At 72.6% G+C, this 16,020-nt stretch carries 12 protein-coding genes and 1 riboswitch; of the genes, 5 read left to right on the top strand and 7 right to left on the bottom strand.

The features are described 5' to 3' along the window. The first annotated feature begins 95 nt into the window (after nucleotides 1–95). Nucleotides 96–896: a class I SAM-dependent methyltransferase gene (locus BN1187_RS02315; RefSeq protein WP_052462193.1), complete on the top strand. Its 801-nt coding sequence runs from the start codon at nucleotides 96–98 to the stop codon at nucleotides 894–896. Nucleotides 897–903: 7 nt separating this feature from the next. Here BN1187_RS02315 and BN1187_RS02310 read toward each other — a convergent pair whose 3' ends face one another. Beyond that, nucleotides 904–1,911: an acyl-CoA thioester hydrolase/BAAT C-terminal domain-containing protein gene (locus BN1187_RS02310; RefSeq protein ID WP_052462190.1), complete on the bottom strand. Its 1,008-nt coding sequence runs from the start codon at nucleotides 1,909–1,911 to the stop codon at nucleotides 904–906. A 233-nt stretch (nucleotides 1,912–2,144) separates the two neighbouring features. Between BN1187_RS02310 and BN1187_RS02305 the strand changes: the two genes are divergently transcribed. Both BN1187_RS02305 and BN1187_RS02300 read left to right on the top strand, forming a co-directional pair. Further along, complete coding sequence (locus BN1187_RS02305) at nucleotides 2,145–2,534, top strand: helix-turn-helix domain-containing protein (RefSeq protein WP_052462390.1); 390 nt, start codon at nucleotides 2,145–2,147, stop codon at nucleotides 2,532–2,534. Nucleotides 2,535–2,606: 72 nt separating this feature from the next. Further along, the gene (locus BN1187_RS02300; protein ID WP_040158368.1) at nucleotides 2,607–3,224 is read left to right on the top strand and encodes a hypothetical protein; all 618 of its coding nucleotides are present in this window, start codon (nucleotides 2,607–2,609) and stop codon (nucleotides 3,222–3,224) included. Nucleotides 3,225–3,421: 197 nt separating this feature from the next. On the opposite strand, the gene BN1187_RS02295 is transcribed toward BN1187_RS02300, so the two are convergent. Next, nucleotides 3,422–5,218 carry an alpha-amylase family glycosyl hydrolase gene (locus BN1187_RS02295; protein WP_040158365.1) on the bottom strand — a complete coding sequence of 599 codons (1,797 nt, stop codon included), beginning with the start codon at nucleotides 5,216–5,218 and terminating at the stop codon, nucleotides 3,422–3,424. A gap of 163 nt (nucleotides 5,219–5,381) precedes the next feature. Here BN1187_RS02295 and BN1187_RS14170 point away from each other — a divergent pair, with 163 nt between their 5' ends. Further along, nucleotides 5,382–6,281: a hypothetical protein gene (locus BN1187_RS14170; RefSeq protein ID WP_157754724.1), complete on the top strand. Its 900-nt coding sequence runs from the start codon at nucleotides 5,382–5,384 to the stop codon at nucleotides 6,279–6,281. A gap of 17 nt (nucleotides 6,282–6,298) precedes the next feature. On the opposite strand, the gene BN1187_RS02280 is transcribed toward BN1187_RS14170, so the two are convergent. The 5 genes from BN1187_RS02280 to BN1187_RS02260 form a co-directional block, all read right to left on the bottom strand. Next, nucleotides 6,299–8,830 (bottom strand): bifunctional hydrogenobyrinic acid a,c-diamide synthase/histidinol phosphate aminotransferase CobBC, encoded by a 2,532-nt coding sequence (locus BN1187_RS02280; protein WP_040158358.1) that lies wholly within the window; start codon nucleotides 8,828–8,830, stop codon nucleotides 6,299–6,301. Then, nucleotides 8,830–9,438 (bottom strand): cob(I)yrinic acid a,c-diamide adenosyltransferase, encoded by a 609-nt coding sequence (gene cobO, locus BN1187_RS02275; RefSeq protein WP_040158355.1) that lies wholly within the window; start codon nucleotides 9,436–9,438, stop codon nucleotides 8,830–8,832. Before cobO ends, BN1187_RS02280 begins: the two co-directional genes overlap by 1 nt. Then, entirely contained in the window at nucleotides 9,435–11,021 is a 1,587-nt protein-coding gene (locus tag BN1187_RS02270) for a cobyric acid synthase (RefSeq protein WP_082034541.1), read from the bottom strand. The genes cobO and BN1187_RS02270 overlap by 4 nt, the downstream gene beginning before the upstream one ends. After that, nucleotides 11,018–12,049 carry a cobalamin biosynthesis protein gene (locus tag BN1187_RS02265; RefSeq protein WP_072041933.1) on the bottom strand — a complete coding sequence of 344 codons (1,032 nt, stop codon included), beginning with the start codon at nucleotides 12,047–12,049 and terminating at the stop codon, nucleotides 11,018–11,020. Before BN1187_RS02265 ends, BN1187_RS02270 begins: the two co-directional genes overlap by 4 nt. A gap of 160 nt (nucleotides 12,050–12,209) precedes the next feature. Then, a riboswitch (cobalamin riboswitch) is annotated at nucleotides 12,210–12,270 on the bottom strand. Nucleotides 12,271–12,392: 122 nt separating this feature from the next. After that, a complete protein-coding gene (locus BN1187_RS02260) occupies nucleotides 12,393–13,835 on the bottom strand; it encodes an amidohydrolase family protein (protein WP_040158352.1) in 1,443 nt (480 codons plus the stop codon). Between the two features lie 250 nt (nucleotides 13,836–14,085). On the opposite strand from BN1187_RS02260, the gene dnaK reads away from it, so the two are divergent. Then, a complete protein-coding gene (gene dnaK / locus BN1187_RS02255; RefSeq protein ID WP_040158349.1) occupies nucleotides 14,086–15,966 on the top strand; it encodes a molecular chaperone DnaK in 1,881 nt (626 codons plus the stop codon). Nucleotides 15,967–16,020 lie beyond the last annotated feature (54 nt).

The raw sequence follows: 16,020 nt of genomic DNA, 5'->3' as shown, positions 1-16,020 counted from the left end.
CCTCGTTCCTTCAGCCTAACCAGCGACCGGCCCCGGACATTCCCGCCGAGGGTGCCGTCCCGCGCCAGCGTCCGCGGGGTTGGCATGATGACCCGGTGGACGCCCCCAGCCCCGGCCCGTTCGACACGGACGCCGACCGTTACGACGCGCTGCGTCCCGGCTACCCGGACGAGGCGATCGGTTGGCTGCTGGAGTCGCCCAGCGACGTCGCGGACGTCGGCGCCGGCACCGGCAAGCTCACTGCGGCGCTGCTCGCCGCGGGGCACCGGGTGGTCGCCGTGGAGCCGTCCGAGCCGATGCTCGCGACGTTGGCGGCGCTGCATCCCGAGGCCCGCCGCGTCCGGGCGACGGGGGAGCGCACGGGCCTGCCGGACGCCTGCGTGGACGCCGTTTGCTACGGCCAGTCCTGGCACTGGACGGACCACGCGGCCGCAGCCGTCGAGGCGCTGCGCCTGCTTCGGCCCGGCGGGACGCTCGCCATGTTGTGGAACGACGCCGACACCGAGGTGGACTGGGTCGCCCGGTACCAACTCGCGCAGCGCGGCCTCAAGCAGCGACGGGCCGTGACGCGACGGCTCCCGCGGTTCCTGCACCCCGACCTGCAGCCGCGCGAGGAGCACGTCGTCGCCTGGACGCGGCCGATCTCCAAGCGCGACCTGCGCGACCTGGTGACGACGTTCAGCTATTGGCGCACCGCATCCGACGAGGCCAAACGCCGACGGCTGGACGCCGTCAGTGAGCAACTGGACGCCGACTGGCCCGGCCCGGATGACCGCGAGATCCCCTACCCCCTGCTCACCCGTCTCACGCGCTACCGACTGACCGCGCGCGCCGGCCTGGCCAAGCAAGGGCTGCCGCCGGCGCGCCGCAAGCACCGGAGCAGCCCAGACGCCTGAGGCGTCCTCAGGACTTCAGCTGCCTGGTCAGGAACGTGACCACCTTGGGCCAGCTGTCGGCCGCGGCCGCGTTGTTCGCGTCCGGCGTCCCGCCGAGCACGCCGAGCTTGTCGTAGAACTCGATGTTCGTCGGCACCGGCGGCCCGAAGATCATGTGCCCGGCGTCCGCGTAGGCGAGCACCGTGACCGCGGGGTGGCCATGCTCGGTGGCGCGCTTCTTCACGTCGGCGGACATCGCGCACGACGGCCACATCGTGTCCTTCTCGCCGCAGATCAGCAGCAGAGGGCCTCGCGCCTTCTCGACAGGGATGACGGCCTCGGGGTGCGCGGCGAGGTTGTCCTCCAGCGACATGCGGTAGAGGTCGACCAGGTCGCCGCCGCGGTACCGGCTGCTGTACGGCAGCGGCGGCACGGGCTGGCCGCCGGCGCTCCAGGTGGACTCCATCCCGAACGCCATCCGCCAGGGCTGCGCCTGGTCGAACCCCTGCCAGACCACGCTGGACGGGACGTAGCCCACGGCCGCTCGAACCTGCGGGTTGCGGGACGCGACGAGCAGCGACGCCTCGCCGCCCTTGGAAGCGCCCATGATCCCGAGCCGCTGCGGATCCACGCTCGGCTGCCGGCCCAGCCAGCCGAGCGCGGTGTCGAAGGTCTCCAGAGGCACCTTCTCCATGCGCGGGTTCTGGCCGGGGCCGCCCCAGTAGGAGATCGCCAGCGCGGAGAATCCCTCCTTGCTGAGCGTACGAGCGATGCGGTCGCTGCCCTGGCTCAGCCCGCCTTCGGAGCCGCCGAACACGAGGACGCCGGGCCGGCGCTCGGCGCCTACGGCTGGGTAGTAGTTGCCGAGCAGGCCGTTCTCGGTGATGCGCGTGCCACCCTGACCGGGATCGGTGACGGTGACCTTGGGCGCCCACGGGTTGAAGAACATCAGCACGACGGCCGCGTTCACCACCAACGCGAGCAGCCCGCCGCACCCGATTGCGAGTCGTTTGACGATCCGGCGACGATCGGCCATGGCTGCTCCTCGGTACCAAAAGGGTGGGAGACGTTTTTCTAGCTAACCGCAGCCTCCGCGGTCTTCGCAACCGACCAATGCCGGGGTGGTCATCCCGGATCTCGGTTTGCTAACGATGGCTAGCGGCTCGGCGTCGGTTCGAGGCGGCGACGGGGCAAGTCAGGGTTCCTCCAGGGCCAACCCTGGCGTCCGAGGGGTTGTATCTGCTAACTCTTGCTAGCACCATGGTGGGCATGGAAGACGACGAGCGAACCGAGGACGAGGCGGCCCAGCGCGCCACTCTCGGCGAGTTCATCGCCTCCCAGCGTCGCGCGGCGGAGATGTCGTTACGCCAACTGGCCGAGCGCGCCGGGATCTCGAATCCCTATGTCAGTCAGATCGAACGGGGGCTGCGCAAGCCGTCCGCCGAGGTGTTGCAGAGTCTGGCCACCGCACTGTCGGTGTCCGCAGAGACCCTGTTCCAACGCGCCGGCCTGCTCGACCCCGGACAGGAGCGGTCCACGTCGGTGCCCGGCGCGATCCGCAACGACGGTCGGCTGTCTGAAGCACAGAAGCAGGCGCTCCTCGAGATTTATACGGCGTTCATCTCCGGCTCCGGGCAACGTGACGGAACCCAGGGGTGAGCCGGGCATGATCCAGCACGACGAGCAGAATCAGCCGGAACCACCCACCGGCCCGAACCAAGGAGTAATCGGATGACCGAGCAGAACAACTTCGACAACACCAAGAACGAGCAGCCGCGCGTCGACGAGTCGCGCCTGGACGACACCGAGGGCGGCGCGGAGCGCGGCACCACGGGCGACCAGAACAACGGCGGCCGCCTCGACACCGAGAAGCTGGGCGAACAGGCCATGAAGTTCGCGTCGGAGACCGCCTACGCTGCCGCCGGTTTCGCCAACACGGTGGCCGACAAGGCCAAGGCGTTCTTCGAGAACCAGAAGACCCAGTACCAGGAGACGCACCCGAACAACACGGGGGATCCCGCTGGGAAGCAGTTCCTCGACCAGCTCTCCGAGCAGGTGAACCGCTTCGTCGAGGAGGCCACCAAGGGCTACCGCGACATGGCCGAGCGCGGCCGCAACCTGATGAACCGCCCGCCGGCCGCCGCGCAGCCGAAGGACGGCCGCGGCCCGTTCGACTTCGACGACGTGGACGCCGACCCGCAGACCGTCGCCGAGGAGAAGGCCGCGACCGACCCGGCGAAGGCGAGCGGCGAGGTCCCGCTCGAGCAGGAGGTCATCGAGGAGACCGTCATCGCCGACGCGCCCGTCGACGAGCACCCGACCGACACCCCCGAGCCGCCGCGCGTGTGAGCTGACGCGCCCGGCTGTCCGTCGCCGCGCCGCAGAGCGTGCGCGAGTGAGGGTGGTCGATCGAGTTCAACCCGGCCAGCGCCCCCGAACCACCCGGTTCGGGGGCGCTTCCGCGTCCGGGACGCCGCGGCGGCGGGTCATCGGGGGACGCCTCGGACCGGTAGGCGTCCTCAAGATCGGGCGGCGAGGAGACCGCGTCAGGCCGGGTCCTGGCTGTAGATCAGGACGGTGTAGGGCCCGATGTTGAGATCGGTGTGGAGCGCCATGCCGTCCTCGTCCTCGTCGAACGGCTCGAAATCGAAGCTGTCGTAGTCGCCGAAGATCGAGCTGTACAGGGACGCATCGCTGTTGAAGCGCAGCTTCCACAGCCCGCCGCTGGGGACGCCGACGCGGTACCTCTCGCGCGGCTCGTGGTGCAGGTTCACGACCACGAGGATGTCGTCGCCGGGGCCGTGCTCGGCCCAGCGCTGGAAGGCGATGACGTTGGCGTCCTCGTTGACGTGGAAGACGTTGAGGCCGTGGCCCGTGAGCCCGCGCGTGACGCCGCCGCGGTTGAGCCTCAGATCGATCAGGTCCTGGTAGAGGCGGGCGATACCGGAGAAGTTCGCGTTGCGGTCCCAGTCGATCGGGTCGGTGTCGGAGAACCAGCCGCCCTCCAGCGCCTCCTGTCCCTGGAAGATCATCGGGATACCCGGCGACGTCATCACCAGCGCGCCGCCGATCGTCGAGCGCTTCTGCGCCCACCAGCCGGTTTCGTCGCCGGGGTCGATCTCGTTCGGCACCCGCGCCGAGCCGTTCGCGACATCGTCGTGCGACTCGGTGTAGATGACGCGCTGGAAGCCGTCGCCGTTGTAGTCGTGCCGGATGGCGTCCGCGATCGTCGACAGCGAGCGCACATCGTCCGACGGGGTGATGATGGCCTGCCGAACGGGGTGGACGAACTCGCCGTCCCACTGGGCGTGGAAGCCGGCGCCGTCGTCGTCGCGGCCGGTGAGGCGGTCGTAGCCGTGCAGGTCCTCGGCGATCGTGATGCGGCCGGGGAACTCCTCGCGGACGGAGTCGGTGATCCAGCGCATCAGCTGCCAGCCCTCGGCCAGGTCGAAGCCGCCGCCCGAGACGCTGCGCATGTAGGGCGTCATGTCGAAGCGCAGGCCGTCCAGGTGGTAGTCCGCGAGCCACATCATCGCGTTGTCGCGGATGAACTGACGCACCTCGCCGCGTCCGTAATCGGGCCGGGTGTCGCCCCAGGGAGTGGCGCTGCGGTCATCGTTGTAGAAGTAGATGCCGCCCTTGCCGTTGTCGCTCCAGCCGTCGAACGTCCACAGGTCGAGGTCGGAGGGACCGAAGTGGTTGTAGACGACGTCCTGGATGACGGCGAGCCCGCGGCGGTGCGCCTCCTTGATGAGGGTCTTGTAGGCGTCCGGGCCGCCGTAGCCGCTCTCGACGGCGAAGATGTGCGCCGGGTTGTAGCCCCAGGAGCGGTCGCCGGCGAACTCGGTGACCGGCATCACCTGGATGGCGTTGATTCCGAGCGACTTGAGGTAGTCGAGCTTGCCGATGACGTCGTCGAAGCGGCCGACGTCGCCCTCGCCGGTGGCGAACGAGCCGACGTGCATCTCGTAGATGACGAGCTCGTGGTGCGGCGGGCAGTTCGCGGAGTCGCCCTCCCAGTCGAAGGAGGCGTGGTCGTAGATGATGCCGTTGCCGATCGAGTTGGTGACCTGGCGGGCGTACGGGTCGACGCGGGCGAAGGAGTCTTCGCCGTTGGTGAGCCAGAACTTGTACTCGTCGCCGGTCTTCGCGGCCGGGACGAAGCCGTACCAGTAGCCGTTTCCCTCGCTGGTGAGCGGGTCGGCGTCCGTCGACCAGTCGTTGAACTCCCCGAAGACGGCGACCGAGTCGGCGTTGGGCGCCCAGACCCGGAAGCCGGTGCCCGAGGAGGTCGGGATCGCCCCCATGCCCTCGACGACGGGCGTGCTGGTGGTGTTCGTCACAGATTTCCTTTCATCGGCTGACGCGGACGCCGTCTGGCCTGAGCGTGACAACGCGCGTCGGCGTCAGAACGTATCCGTCAGGGCGGGCATGACGCCAGCCAGCGCGCGTTGGGCGGCCGAGCCGTTATTGTCGGCACACACCCGCCGGACGAGAAGAGACCCGATGACCCACGCCCACGCTCGTCGCGTATTGAAGACCGGCGTCCTCGCGGCGCTGACGTCGTTGGCCCTGGCCGGCTGCTCTCAGGGGACGGCCGGGACGGCCACGCCGAGCGTCCCGTCGATGCCGGCCCAGAGCCCGACCGAGACGGCCCCGACCACGCCGCAGATGCCTGCGCCCACCGACACGCAGACCACCGAGACCCCGCAGCCGACCGTCACGCAGACCACGACGGTGACGGCCACGCCGTCCCCGTCACCGACGCCGACCCAGACGGACACGGCGAGCACGCCGAGCCCGACGCAGCCCTCGGCGCCCGCGTCGCCGTCCCCGACCCCCGTGGATGCCCCGGCGACCGTCCCGGCGAGCCTCGGGACGCTGCCCGCCGGCGTGAAGCTCCCGCACGAGGGCCAGGACGGCTACGCCGAGTCGCGGAACGCCCCGGTGCTGTCGCTGTGCAACCGTCCGCCGTCGCTGGACGGCCGCCGGTCGAGCCGCTTCCTGGAGAAGGACGGGCCGGAGATGCTGCAGATCGAGGGCGCGATCGTGTTCGGCGACGAGGCGACGGCCCTTCGCTACGTCGAGGACGTCGCGACCGGCGAGCGCGGTTGCCCGTTCCGCGGCCCCGACGCGCAGGACACCGAGAACCGCTACGCCAACGTGGTGCAGCCGGTGAAGACGGCCGGCGGCGTCGGCTACCGCGTCAACTACGTGATGCAGGGCAAGCAGGGTGACAAGTGGACCGACCGTCCCGGCGGCACGGTGTACCTGCTGATCCGCAACGGCGCCACCGTCGCCTACGCGGAGGAGTCCTCGGAGGCGATCGTCGGCCTCACCGCACCGAGCACCGTCGAGGCCGTGGTGAACATGCGCAACGTCACCAACCAGATCCTGGGCGGCTGAGCAGGCGTTCGCGTCGGTCAGGCGTCCTCGCGGTGCAGCCGGAGCGTCTCCAGCGCCCGCGCCAAGGCCAGCGACGTCTCCGGTGAGCGGACGGCGACCCTGACCCAGGACGGCCCCAGGCCGGGGAACGTCTCGCCGCGACGGACGGCGAACCCGGCGTCCAGCAGCGGTTGGCGCACCGACGCCGGGCCCGCGGGCGCGGTGTCCACGAGGACGAACGGCGTCCTCGGGTCGCCCGGCACGCGGTAGCCGGCCTCGCCGAGAGCGGCGACGAGGTGGGCTCGGTCGGCCTCGACGCGGGTTGCCACGGCGTCCGCCTCGGCGAGCGCCTCCGGGGTGCTGCAGGCGATCATCGCGTCGAGCGCTGGGGTCGGGACCGCCCACGGTCCCTGCTGCGCGGCGAGCCGCTCGATCAGGGCGGGATCGCCGACGACGTAGCCGGCGCGCAGCCCGGCGATGCCCCACATCTTCGTCAGCGACCGCGCCACGAGCAGCCCCGTGAGGTCGCCGCTTATCAGCGACTCCGGCTCGCCGGGCACGAAGTCCATGAAGGCCTCGTCGACCACGAGCGTGCGGCCGGGGCGGCGCAGTGACTGCAGCGCCGAGGCCGGGTGCAGGACGCCGGTCGGGTTCGTCGGGTTCCCCACGACGACGAGGTCGGCGCGTGATGGGACGAGCGACGGGTCGAGGGCGAAGCCGGCGGCGGGGCACAGGTAGACCCGCCGGACGCGCGCGCCGGCCTCGCGGAGCGCCGCCTCCGGCTCGGTGAACTGCGGGTGGACGACGACGGGGACGGCCGGGGTCAGGGCCCGGGCGATCAGGGCGAACGCCTCCGCGCCGCCAGCGGCCGGCAGGACGCACGCGGGGTCGACGCCGTGCCGGGTCGCCAGGGCGTCCCGGGCTCGCGTCGGGTCGGGGTAGGCCGCCCAGGCGTCCGGGTCGGCGACCACGGCGCGGACGAGCCAGTCGGGCGGGGCGCCTTCGCGGACGTTGACCGCGAGGTCGACCGCGCCGGGGCGCAGGTCGGCGTCCCCGTGGTGGTCCAGGTCGGGCGGGGGCGTCCGGACCGCGGCCCGCGGCGTCCAGGAGGTGCCGGAGGAGGCGAAGGCGGCGGCCGCGTCGGCGAACCGCTGGGCGAGCCGCGGGTGGCCGGCCCAGTGGACGTGCTGGTAGGACGCCAGGACGCTCGGCCCGGCGGAGCCCTCCGGGTGAGCCGCGAGGCCGCGGGCGGGATCGGCGACCGTCCACGCGGTGCCGAGCGCCGGGATGGGCGGCGAGGCGTCCGCGTCGGGGCCGTCGGCGGAGGGTTCGGTCACCGTGCGGTGGAACTCGTGCGCACGGACGCGTTCGCCCGCCCGGGTGACCACCGAGTCGGACGCCGCGACGGCCTCGTGGTAACCGAGCGTCAGCCGCGGGGCCATCCGGGCGTCCACCGGCAGCGCCCCGGCCATCGGTAGCCCGTCCAGGGTGCGCGCCAGATAGAGCAGCCCGGCGCATTCGGCGTAGGTGGGCAGGCCGGCGGCCACTGCGGCGCGGATGTCCTCGCGCAGCGGCGCGTTGCCGGCGAGGTCCTCGGCGTGCAGTTCGGGGAAACCACCGCCGAGGTAGAGCGCGGACGTCCCGGCGGGCAGCGCGTCGTCGGCGAGCGGGTCGAACGCGACGACGTCGCAGCCGGCGGCGTCCAGCAGCTCGGTGGTCTCGGCGTACCGGAACGTGAAAGCGCGGCCGCCGGCGACGGCGACGCGGGGCCGGCCGGGGACGCGCGTGGTGACGGCGGCCGGGTCCCAGGGCCCGACGTCGAGGACGGGGGCGGACGCGGCGAGCGCGCGCACGGCGTCCAGGGCGACGTGGTCGGCGACGACGCGGCCGGCGACCTCGATCGCCTCGCGGGCGTCGCGCCACTCGGCGGCGGTGACCAGGCCCAGGTGGCGCGACGGGATGACCAGGTCGGGGGTGCGGGGGAGCGCGCCGAACAGCGGCAGGCCGACGTCGGCGAGCGCGCGCTCGGTCTCGGCGATCGCGCGCGGGGAACCGGCCCGGTTCAGCAGGACGCCGGCGATCCGGGGAGCGCCGGGGTACGTGGCGAGGCCGTGCGCGACGGCCGCGGTGGTGCGGGACGCGTGCGCGGCGTCCAGCACGAGCAGCACGGGGGCGTCCAGCAGGGTGGCGACGTGGGCGGTGGAGCCGAAGCCGCGCACCGGATGGCCGCCGCGGCCGGGGGTCTCGCCGAGGCGTCCGTCGTACAGACCCATGACCCCCTCGATCACCGCGACGTCCGCGCCCGCGGCACCGTGCAGCAGCAGCGGGGCCATCAGGTCCTCGCCGCAGAGGTAGGGGTCGAGGTTGCGGCCGGGGCGTCCGGTGGCGAGGGCGTGGTAGCCCGGGTCGATGTAGTCGGGGCCGACCTTGAACGGCGCGACCCGGTCGCCCGCGGCCCCGAGCGCGGCCATCAGCCCGAAGCTGACGGTGGTCTTGCCGGCGCCCGAGCCCGGCGCGGCGAGGACGATCCGCGGGACGGGCGCCGGCGGCGGCACGGTCGGTCCGGGCATCACCACTCGATCCCCGGCTGGCCCTTGGCGCCGCCGTCGAACGGGTGCTTCAGCTTGTGGACGTCGCTCACGAGGTCGGCGGCCTCGATCAGCTCGGCCGGGGCGCGGCGTCCGGTGATGACGACGTGCTGGGTGCCGGGCCGGGACGCCAGCGCGGCGAGCACCTCCTCGGTGCCGACCCAGCCGTTGGCGAGGACGTAGGTGAACTCGTCGAGGACGTAGAGCTGGTGGGCCTCAGCGGCCAACTGTCCGGCGACGCGCTCCCAGCCGGCCCGGGCCAGCGCGGCCTGGTCGACGCCCGCCGTCGAGCGCAGCCACGTCCAGCCCGCGCCGAGCGACTGCCACTCGACGGGGCCGCCTTCCCCGGTGCGGCGGTGGTGTTCGTCCAGCGCGGCGAAAGCGGCCCGCTCGCCCGTGCGCCACTTGGCGGACTTCACGAACTGGAACACCCCGATCGACCACCCCTGCGCCCAGCCGCGCAGCGCCATCCCGAACGCGGCGGTGGATTTGCCCTTGCCGTCGCCGGTGTGGACGATCAGCCGCGGCGCCAGGCGCAGCTCGCGTCCGCTCTGTCCGGCACGACCCGCCGGCGGGACGCCGTGGCTCATCGGTCCTCCTTCTGGTCTGGTCGGGCGGGACGCCTCGTTCGCTCTCCGGGCGCTGCCGGGCGGCCGGGCGTCCTGCGGCCGGCTCCGGCGGCCAGCCTCAGGACCGCGTCGAGGTCGACGTGTTCCTCGACGGCGTCGGCGAGCGTCTCGATCATGGCCTCGCGGGCCGCGCCATACCCCGGTGCCGGCCGGGGACGCCACGGGTGGCCGGCGTCGTGCGCGAGCCGGGTGAGGAACGCGCGGCGGAACGCATCGTCCTCGAGGCTCCCGTGCAGCATGGTCCCGAACGTGGGGCCGACCCGCCAGCCGTCGAGGAAGGGCGCTGGATCCCCGTGCCCGGCGGGGTGGGCGAGCGGATCCTCGTGCCCGGCGGGACGCACGAGCCGGCCCGAGCCGGCGAGGGGCACGCAGCGTCCGTGGTGGATCTCGTAGCCGGGCACGTCCAGGCCCTCCCAGCGATAGGACGCCCTCGTGGTCACCTTGTCGGCGAAGGTGACCTCGATGGGCAGCACCCCGAGCCCCGGCACCGCGCCGGCGCCGGATTCGACGTCGTCGACGATGCGCTCGGCCAGCATCTCGTAGCCGCCGCAGATGCCCAGCGTCGGCCGGCCCCGCGCATGCCGTGCCAGGACGGCGTCGGCCAGACCGCGCTCGCGCAGCCAGGCGAGATCGTCGACGGTCGCGCGGCTGCCGGGCAGCACGAGCAGGTCGGCGGACGCGGCGACGGACGCGTCCTCGGTGACCTCGACGCGGACGCCGGGCTCGTGCGCGAGGGCGTCCACGTCGGTGGCGTTCGAGATCCGGGGCAGCCGCACCACGGCGACACGCAGGTCGTCCGGCGCGGGCTCGGCGGCGTCCCAACGGTCGACGCGCAGGGCGTCCTCGCCGTCGAGCCACACGCCGGCGAGCCACGGGAGCACGCCCAGGCAGGGCAGGCCGGTGCGGCGGCTGATCTCGGCGAGCCCCGGTTCGAGGACGGACCGGTCGCCGCGGAACTTGTTGATGACGTAGCCGGCCAGCAGCGCGCGGTCGTCGTCGCCGAGCAGCGCCCAGGTGCCGTAGAGGCTGGCGAGGACGCCGCCGCGGTCGATGTCCCCGACGACGACGACGGGGAGGCCGAACTCCCTGGCCAGACCCATATTCACGTAGTCGCCGTCGCGCAGGTTGATCTCGGCGGGCGAGCCCGCTCCCTCGACGACGACGAGATCGTGCGCGGCGGCGAGCTCGCGGTAGGCGGCGAAGGCCGACTCCGCGAGGTGCCGCCGCCCGGTGGCGTACTGTCCCGCCTCGAGGACGCCGTCCGGACGCCCGCGCAGCACGACGAACGCGCGCCGGTCGGTGCCCGGCTTGAGCAGCACCGGGTTCAGCAGCGCTGACGGCTCCACGCCCGCCGCCTGCGCCTGCAGGTACTGCGCACGGCCGATCTCGGCGCCGTCCGGGCACACCATCGAGTTGTTCGACATGTTCTGCGCCTTGAAGGGCGCCACCCGGACGCCGCGGCGGGCCAGCGCACGGCACAGCCCCGTGACGACGAGGGACTTTCCCGCGTCCGACGAGGTGCCCGCGATGAGGATGCCCGTCATCTGACGGCCCGCCTGCACCGCTCGCCCACGCCACCGGGACGCCCGGAGTGCCCGAGGCGGGACGGTCGAGCCCGGCGCCGATCGGGGGCGACCCGGCCCGGCCGCGCCACCGCCGCCCCGGCGAGCAGCGTCGCGGCGGCCGTCACCCAGGTGACTAAGCGGGACGCCTTCCTGACGGCCGCGGCGTCGGGCCGGGGCGCGTCGGCATCGCCGAGGGTGCCACGCACCTCGACGTGGTCGCCGTAGACGTTGGCCCCGCCCAGCCGGACGCCCAGCGCGCCGGCCCACGCCGCCTCGCACCAGCCGCCGTTGGGGCTCGGGTGGTCACGGGCGTCGCGGCGCATCACGTGCCAGGCGCGGCCGCTGGACCCGCCGACCAGCGGCGCGGCGGCGCAGGCCAGGGCGCCGGTGATCCGTGCGGGGAGCCAGTCGAGGGCGTCGTCGAGCCGCGCGGACGCCGTCCCGAACCGGGCGTAGCGCGGCGAGCGGTGCCCGACCATGGCGTCCAACGTGTTCGCCCCGCGGTGCACGAGCAGCCCCGGCACGCCGGCCAGCGCCCCCCACGCCAGCGAGGCGACGGCGCCGTCGGCGGTGTTCTCCGCCAGCGACTCGACCGTGGCGCGGGCCAGCTCGGGCGCGTCGAGCGCGCGCGGGTCGCGCCCGCACAGGTGGGGCAGCTGGGCTCGGGCGGCGTCCACGTCGCCGGAGGCGAGCCGGTCGGCCATGGCCAGGCCCTCCGTGCGCAGGCTGCGGGCGCCGAGGACGGCCCAGGTGGCGGCGGCCGTGACCGTCGCAGCGGCGACCGGGCGTCCGGCCGTCGCGCGCTCGGCGACCAGCCCCAGCGTGGCGACGGGCGCCAGGGCGGCGGCCGTGAACGCGGCGCCCCGCGGGCGAGAGTCCGCGTAGAGGCGGCCCTCAAGCCAGGACGCCCACGCGCCGAACGCGGCCACGGGATGCCCGCGCCGCGGGTCGCCCAGCACGGCGTCCGCGGCGACGCCGGCGAGCAGCCCCAGCGCGCGGGCGATCATCGTCGGCCCCCGGAGTCCGCTCCCCGGCGGCAACGCGGCGAGGTCGCCGGGATCGTGCGGTGATGCGTCATGGCTACGCCCTTCGCGGTGGCGGGTCAGGGCGGGGGCAACGTCCGGCCGTCCTTCTCCCGAGGCGGGTACGGGGCGTCGCGTCAGGCGACCGGGCTCGTCCCCGTCGCCGGGGCATCACCGTTGCGGGACAGCGCCGGGTTCGCACCGGCTTCGCTGAGCAGCGACGCGCCGGCCGAAGCCGGCCTGATCAACCTAGCATCGGACGCCGCTGCGCCCTGGATGTTGCGGGCGATCCGGGCCCGGCGACACCCCACGGGGACGGGCGCCCGGCTCAGCGCGCGGTCGGCTCCGCGGCGACGCGCTCGAGGATGGCGTCCAAGTCGTCCTTGTCCCACCAGCCCCCGCCGCGCACCACGCCGTGCAGGTCGCTGAGCGCAGCGACGTCGCGCGTGGGGTCGCCGCCCAGCAGCACCAGGTCGGCGGCGAACCCCTCGCGGACCTGCCCGTGGGCGTCCTCGATGCCGAGGAAGCGGGCGGGGGCGGCCGTCGCCATCCGCAGGATCTGAAGCGCGGAGAGCCCCGCGTGGGCCAGCAGGGCGAACTCGTCGTGCAGGGCGAGGCCGGGGATCACCCAGCCGGCGCCGTTGGCGTCCGTCCCGGCGAACATCGCCACGTCCGCGTCCGCCAGCGCGCGCAGGAAGTCCACCTGGACGTGCCAGCGGCGGTCGAACGCCCGGCGGGTCGCGTCGGGCAGCCGGCGGAACCGGCGCGTCATCAACCGCCAGCGCCGCACTTCGGCCGGGTCGACGTAACGCACCCCGGCGTCCCGGGTGTGCTCGTGGGCGTCCGCGAACTCCATCGTGTGCAGCCGGATCAGCGTGGGGCACTGCCAGGTCTCGTGCTCCCGGTAGACCTGCGCGAGTTCGGCGGCCAGCGCGGGGTCGTAGCCGTCGTCGGCGATGCGCATCGCCACGGCGTCGTCCGCGCTGGTGGCCATTTGCGGGTTCACCACCACCCGCGTGATCACCTTCTGGACGAGCGGCTCGAACCGTCCGGCGAAGGGCGGCAGCGACCGCGGCCGCCCGTGGCGCCGCGCCTCGTCGCCGCGCCGCGAGACGGCCGAGAACACGCCGTTGCCGGGGCCGAGGTGCTCCACACAGCGCAGCCCCGCGGCGGACGCCTCGCGCGGGTCGAGGTCGTCGGGCAGGTGCCCCACGACGGGCAGGCCGAGGGTCGCGGCCTCGTCGATCGCGGCCAGGCAGGTCTCCCGGTTCGTCATGGCGACCTTGATGAAATCGGCGCCCCGGGCTGCCTGGCTCCGCACTGTCTCCCGGGTCTGCGCCTCGTCGCCGGCGTTCAGCGGTGTCAGCACCTGGCCGGGCATGGCCAGCAGCGCGGGGGAGCCGGGGTAGGAGGGCAGGCGTCCGGCGCGGCGGGCGTCCAGCAGTTGGTTGTCGCCCGACAGCTGCCGCCAGCCCCAGATGCCCGACGCGAGCATCAGCGCGTGCGACGCCTCCACCCCCGAGGGGGAGTTGAGCACGTGGGCGTGCCCGTCGACGTAGGCCGGCGCGAGCCAGCGCCCGTGCCCGTCGACCTTCACATGGTGCGTCGCGACCGGTTCGCCGTGCGGCCGGACGGAGGCGATGACGCCGTGGTCGATCGTGACGTCCTGGCCGGGGATCGCGGCGCCGCCGGCGACATCGACGACCGCCACGTCGCTGATGACAAACCGCCCGGCCCGGGTCGGAGGCAGGACGTAGCCGTGCTCGCTCATGCTGCAAGGGTAGGCCCGTGCGACGCCGCCGAGCCCGGCGGTGTCCGGTCTTTCTCTGTCGAAGGGACGGCGGTCGGGCGGGAATATTCGTCACCACACCGTGGTTGAGTCAGACGTACTCAACTTGTAGATTGAGTCCGCACGACTCAACCGGAAAGCTTGAGTCTGGTAGACTCAACTAAAGAATCGCACCCGGCGGCGACCAGCGAGTTCGCCACCGGCCTTATAGCTAGACATTTGGAGGAATCACATGGCACGCGCAGTCGGCATCGACCTGGGCACCACCAACTCCGTCGTCGCCGTTCTCGAGGGCGGCGAGCCCACCGTCATTCCCAACGCCGAGGGTTCGCGCACGACCCCGTCGGTCGTCGCTTTCGCCAAGGGCGGCGAGATCCTGGTCGGCGAGGTCGCCAAGCGCCAGGCCGTCACCAACGTCGATCGCACCATCCGTTCGGTCAAGCGCCACATGGGCACCGACTGGAAGGTCGACATCGACGGCAAGGACTACCGTCCGCAGCAGATCAGCGCCTTCGTGCTGCAGAAGCTGAAGAGGGACGCCGAGGCCTACCTCGGCGAGAGCGTCACGGACGCCGTCATCACGGTCCCGGCGTACTTCTCGGACGCCGAGCGCCAGGCGACCAAGGAGGCCGGCGAGATCGCGGGCCTGAAGGTCGACCGCATCATCAACGAGCCGACGGCCGCGGCGCTCGCGTACGGCCTCGACAAGGGTGAGACCGAGCAGACGGTCCTCGTCTTCGACCTCGGTGGCGGCACCTTCGACGTGTCCCTGCTCGACATCGCGGACGGCGTCTTCGAGGTCAAGGCCACCAAGGGCGACAACCGCTTGGGCGGCGACGACTGGGACCAGCGCATCGTCGACTGGATGGTGCAGCAGTTCAAGAACGCCAACGGCATCGACCTCAGCAAGGACAAGATGGCCCGCCAGCGCCTGCAGGAGGCCGCCGAGCGCGCCAAGATCGAGCTGAGCGCCACGCAGGAGACGCAGATCAACCTGCCGTACATCACGGCCGGCGCCGAAGGCCCGCTCCACCTCGAGGCCACGCTGTCGCGTGCCGAGTTCCAGCGCCTGACGCAGGATCTGCTCGACCGCTGCCGCGCCCCGTTCAACGCGGTGCTCAAGGACGCCAACATGTCCGTCGACAAGATCGATCACGTCATCCTGGTCGGCGGCTCCACCCGTATGCCGGCCGTGGCCGACCTGGTCAAGGAGCTCACCGGCGGCAAGGACGCCAACAAGAGCGTGAACCCGGACGAGGTCGTCGCCCTGGGTGCCGCCCTGCAGGCCGGCGTGCTGAAGGGTGAGGTCAAGGACGTCCTGCTGCTCGACGTCACCCCGCTGAGCCTCGGTATCGAGACCAAGGGCGGCGTGATGACGAAGATCATCGAGCGCAACACCACCATCCCGACCAAGCGTTCGGAGGTCTTCACGACGGCCGAGGACAACCAGCCGTCCGTGATGATCCAGGTGTACCAGGGCGAGCGTGAGTTCGCGCGGGACAACAAGAGCCTCGGCAACTTCGAGCTCACCGGCCTGATGCCGGCGCCGCGCAACGTGCCCCAGATCGAGGTCACGTTCGACATCGACGCCAACGGCATCGTGCACGTCTCCGCGAAGGACAACGCCACCGGCAAGGAGCAGTCCATGACGGTGACGGGCGGCTCGGCCCTCGGCAAGGACGACATCGACCGCATGATGAAGGACGCCGAGTCGCACGCCGAAGAGGACAAGAAGCGCCGCGAGGGCGTCGAGATGCGCAACGAGGCCGACGGCCTGGCGTTCCGCACCGAGAAGCTGCTCGCCGACAACGCCGACAGCATCACCGACGACGTCAAGGCGCCCGTCCAGGAGTCCCTCGACAAGCTGAAGGAGGCCCTGAAGGGCACCGACAACAACGACGAGGTCAAGGCCGCCATGGACGACCTGAACACCAAGGCGTCCGCGATGGGCCAGGCGATGTACGCCGCCGCCCAGGCCAACCAGCAGCAGTCCGCCCCGTCGGACGAAGCCGGTTCAGCTGACGCCGGCGACGCCTCCGCCCAGGACGCGTCCGCAGACGACGTGGTGGACGCCGAAATCGTCGACGACGAGAACGACCAGAACAACAAGTAATTCGGTGCCGCTCGGCCGGTCACTGGGATACTCCCGGTGACCGGCCGTTGGTTC

Source organism: Nigerium massiliense, assembly GCF_000826085.1.
Lineage (GTDB): Bacteria > Actinomycetota > Actinomycetes > Propionibacteriales > Propionibacteriaceae > Propioniciclava > Propioniciclava massiliense.
This window is presented reverse-complemented; position numbering and strand designations above follow the sequence as displayed.

Coding starts and splice junctions, on each gene's coding strand:
- BN1187_RS14170 (WP_157754724.1), top strand. CDS start 5,382: ATGACCCACGCCCACGCTCGTCGCGTATTGAAGACCGGCGTCCTCGCG.
- BN1187_RS02305 (WP_052462390.1), top strand. CDS start 2,145: ATGGAAGACGACGAGCGAACCGAGGACGAGGCGGCCCAGCGCGCCACT.
- BN1187_RS02300 (WP_040158368.1), top strand. CDS start 2,607: ATGACCGAGCAGAACAACTTCGACAACACCAAGAACGAGCAGCCGCGC.
- BN1187_RS02265 (WP_072041933.1), bottom strand. CDS start 12,049: ATGATCGCCCGCGCGCTGGGGCTGCTCGCCGGCGTCGCCGCGGACGCC.
- cobO (WP_040158355.1), bottom strand. CDS start 9,438: ATGAGCCACGGCGTCCCGCCGGCGGGTCGTGCCGGACAGAGCGGACGC.
- BN1187_RS02260 (WP_040158352.1), bottom strand. CDS start 13,835: ATGAGCGAGCACGGCTACGTCCTGCCTCCGACCCGGGCCGGGCGGTTT.
- dnaK (WP_040158349.1), top strand. CDS start 14,086: ATGGCACGCGCAGTCGGCATCGACCTGGGCACCACCAACTCCGTCGTC.
- BN1187_RS02270 (WP_082034541.1), bottom strand. CDS start 11,021: ATGACGGGCATCCTCATCGCGGGCACCTCGTCGGACGCGGGAAAGTCC.
- BN1187_RS02280 (WP_040158358.1), bottom strand. CDS start 8,830: ATGCCCGGACCGACCGTGCCGCCGCCGGCGCCCGTCCCGCGGATCGTC.
- BN1187_RS02310 (WP_052462190.1), bottom strand. CDS start 1,911: ATGGCCGATCGTCGCCGGATCGTCAAACGACTCGCAATCGGGTGCGGC.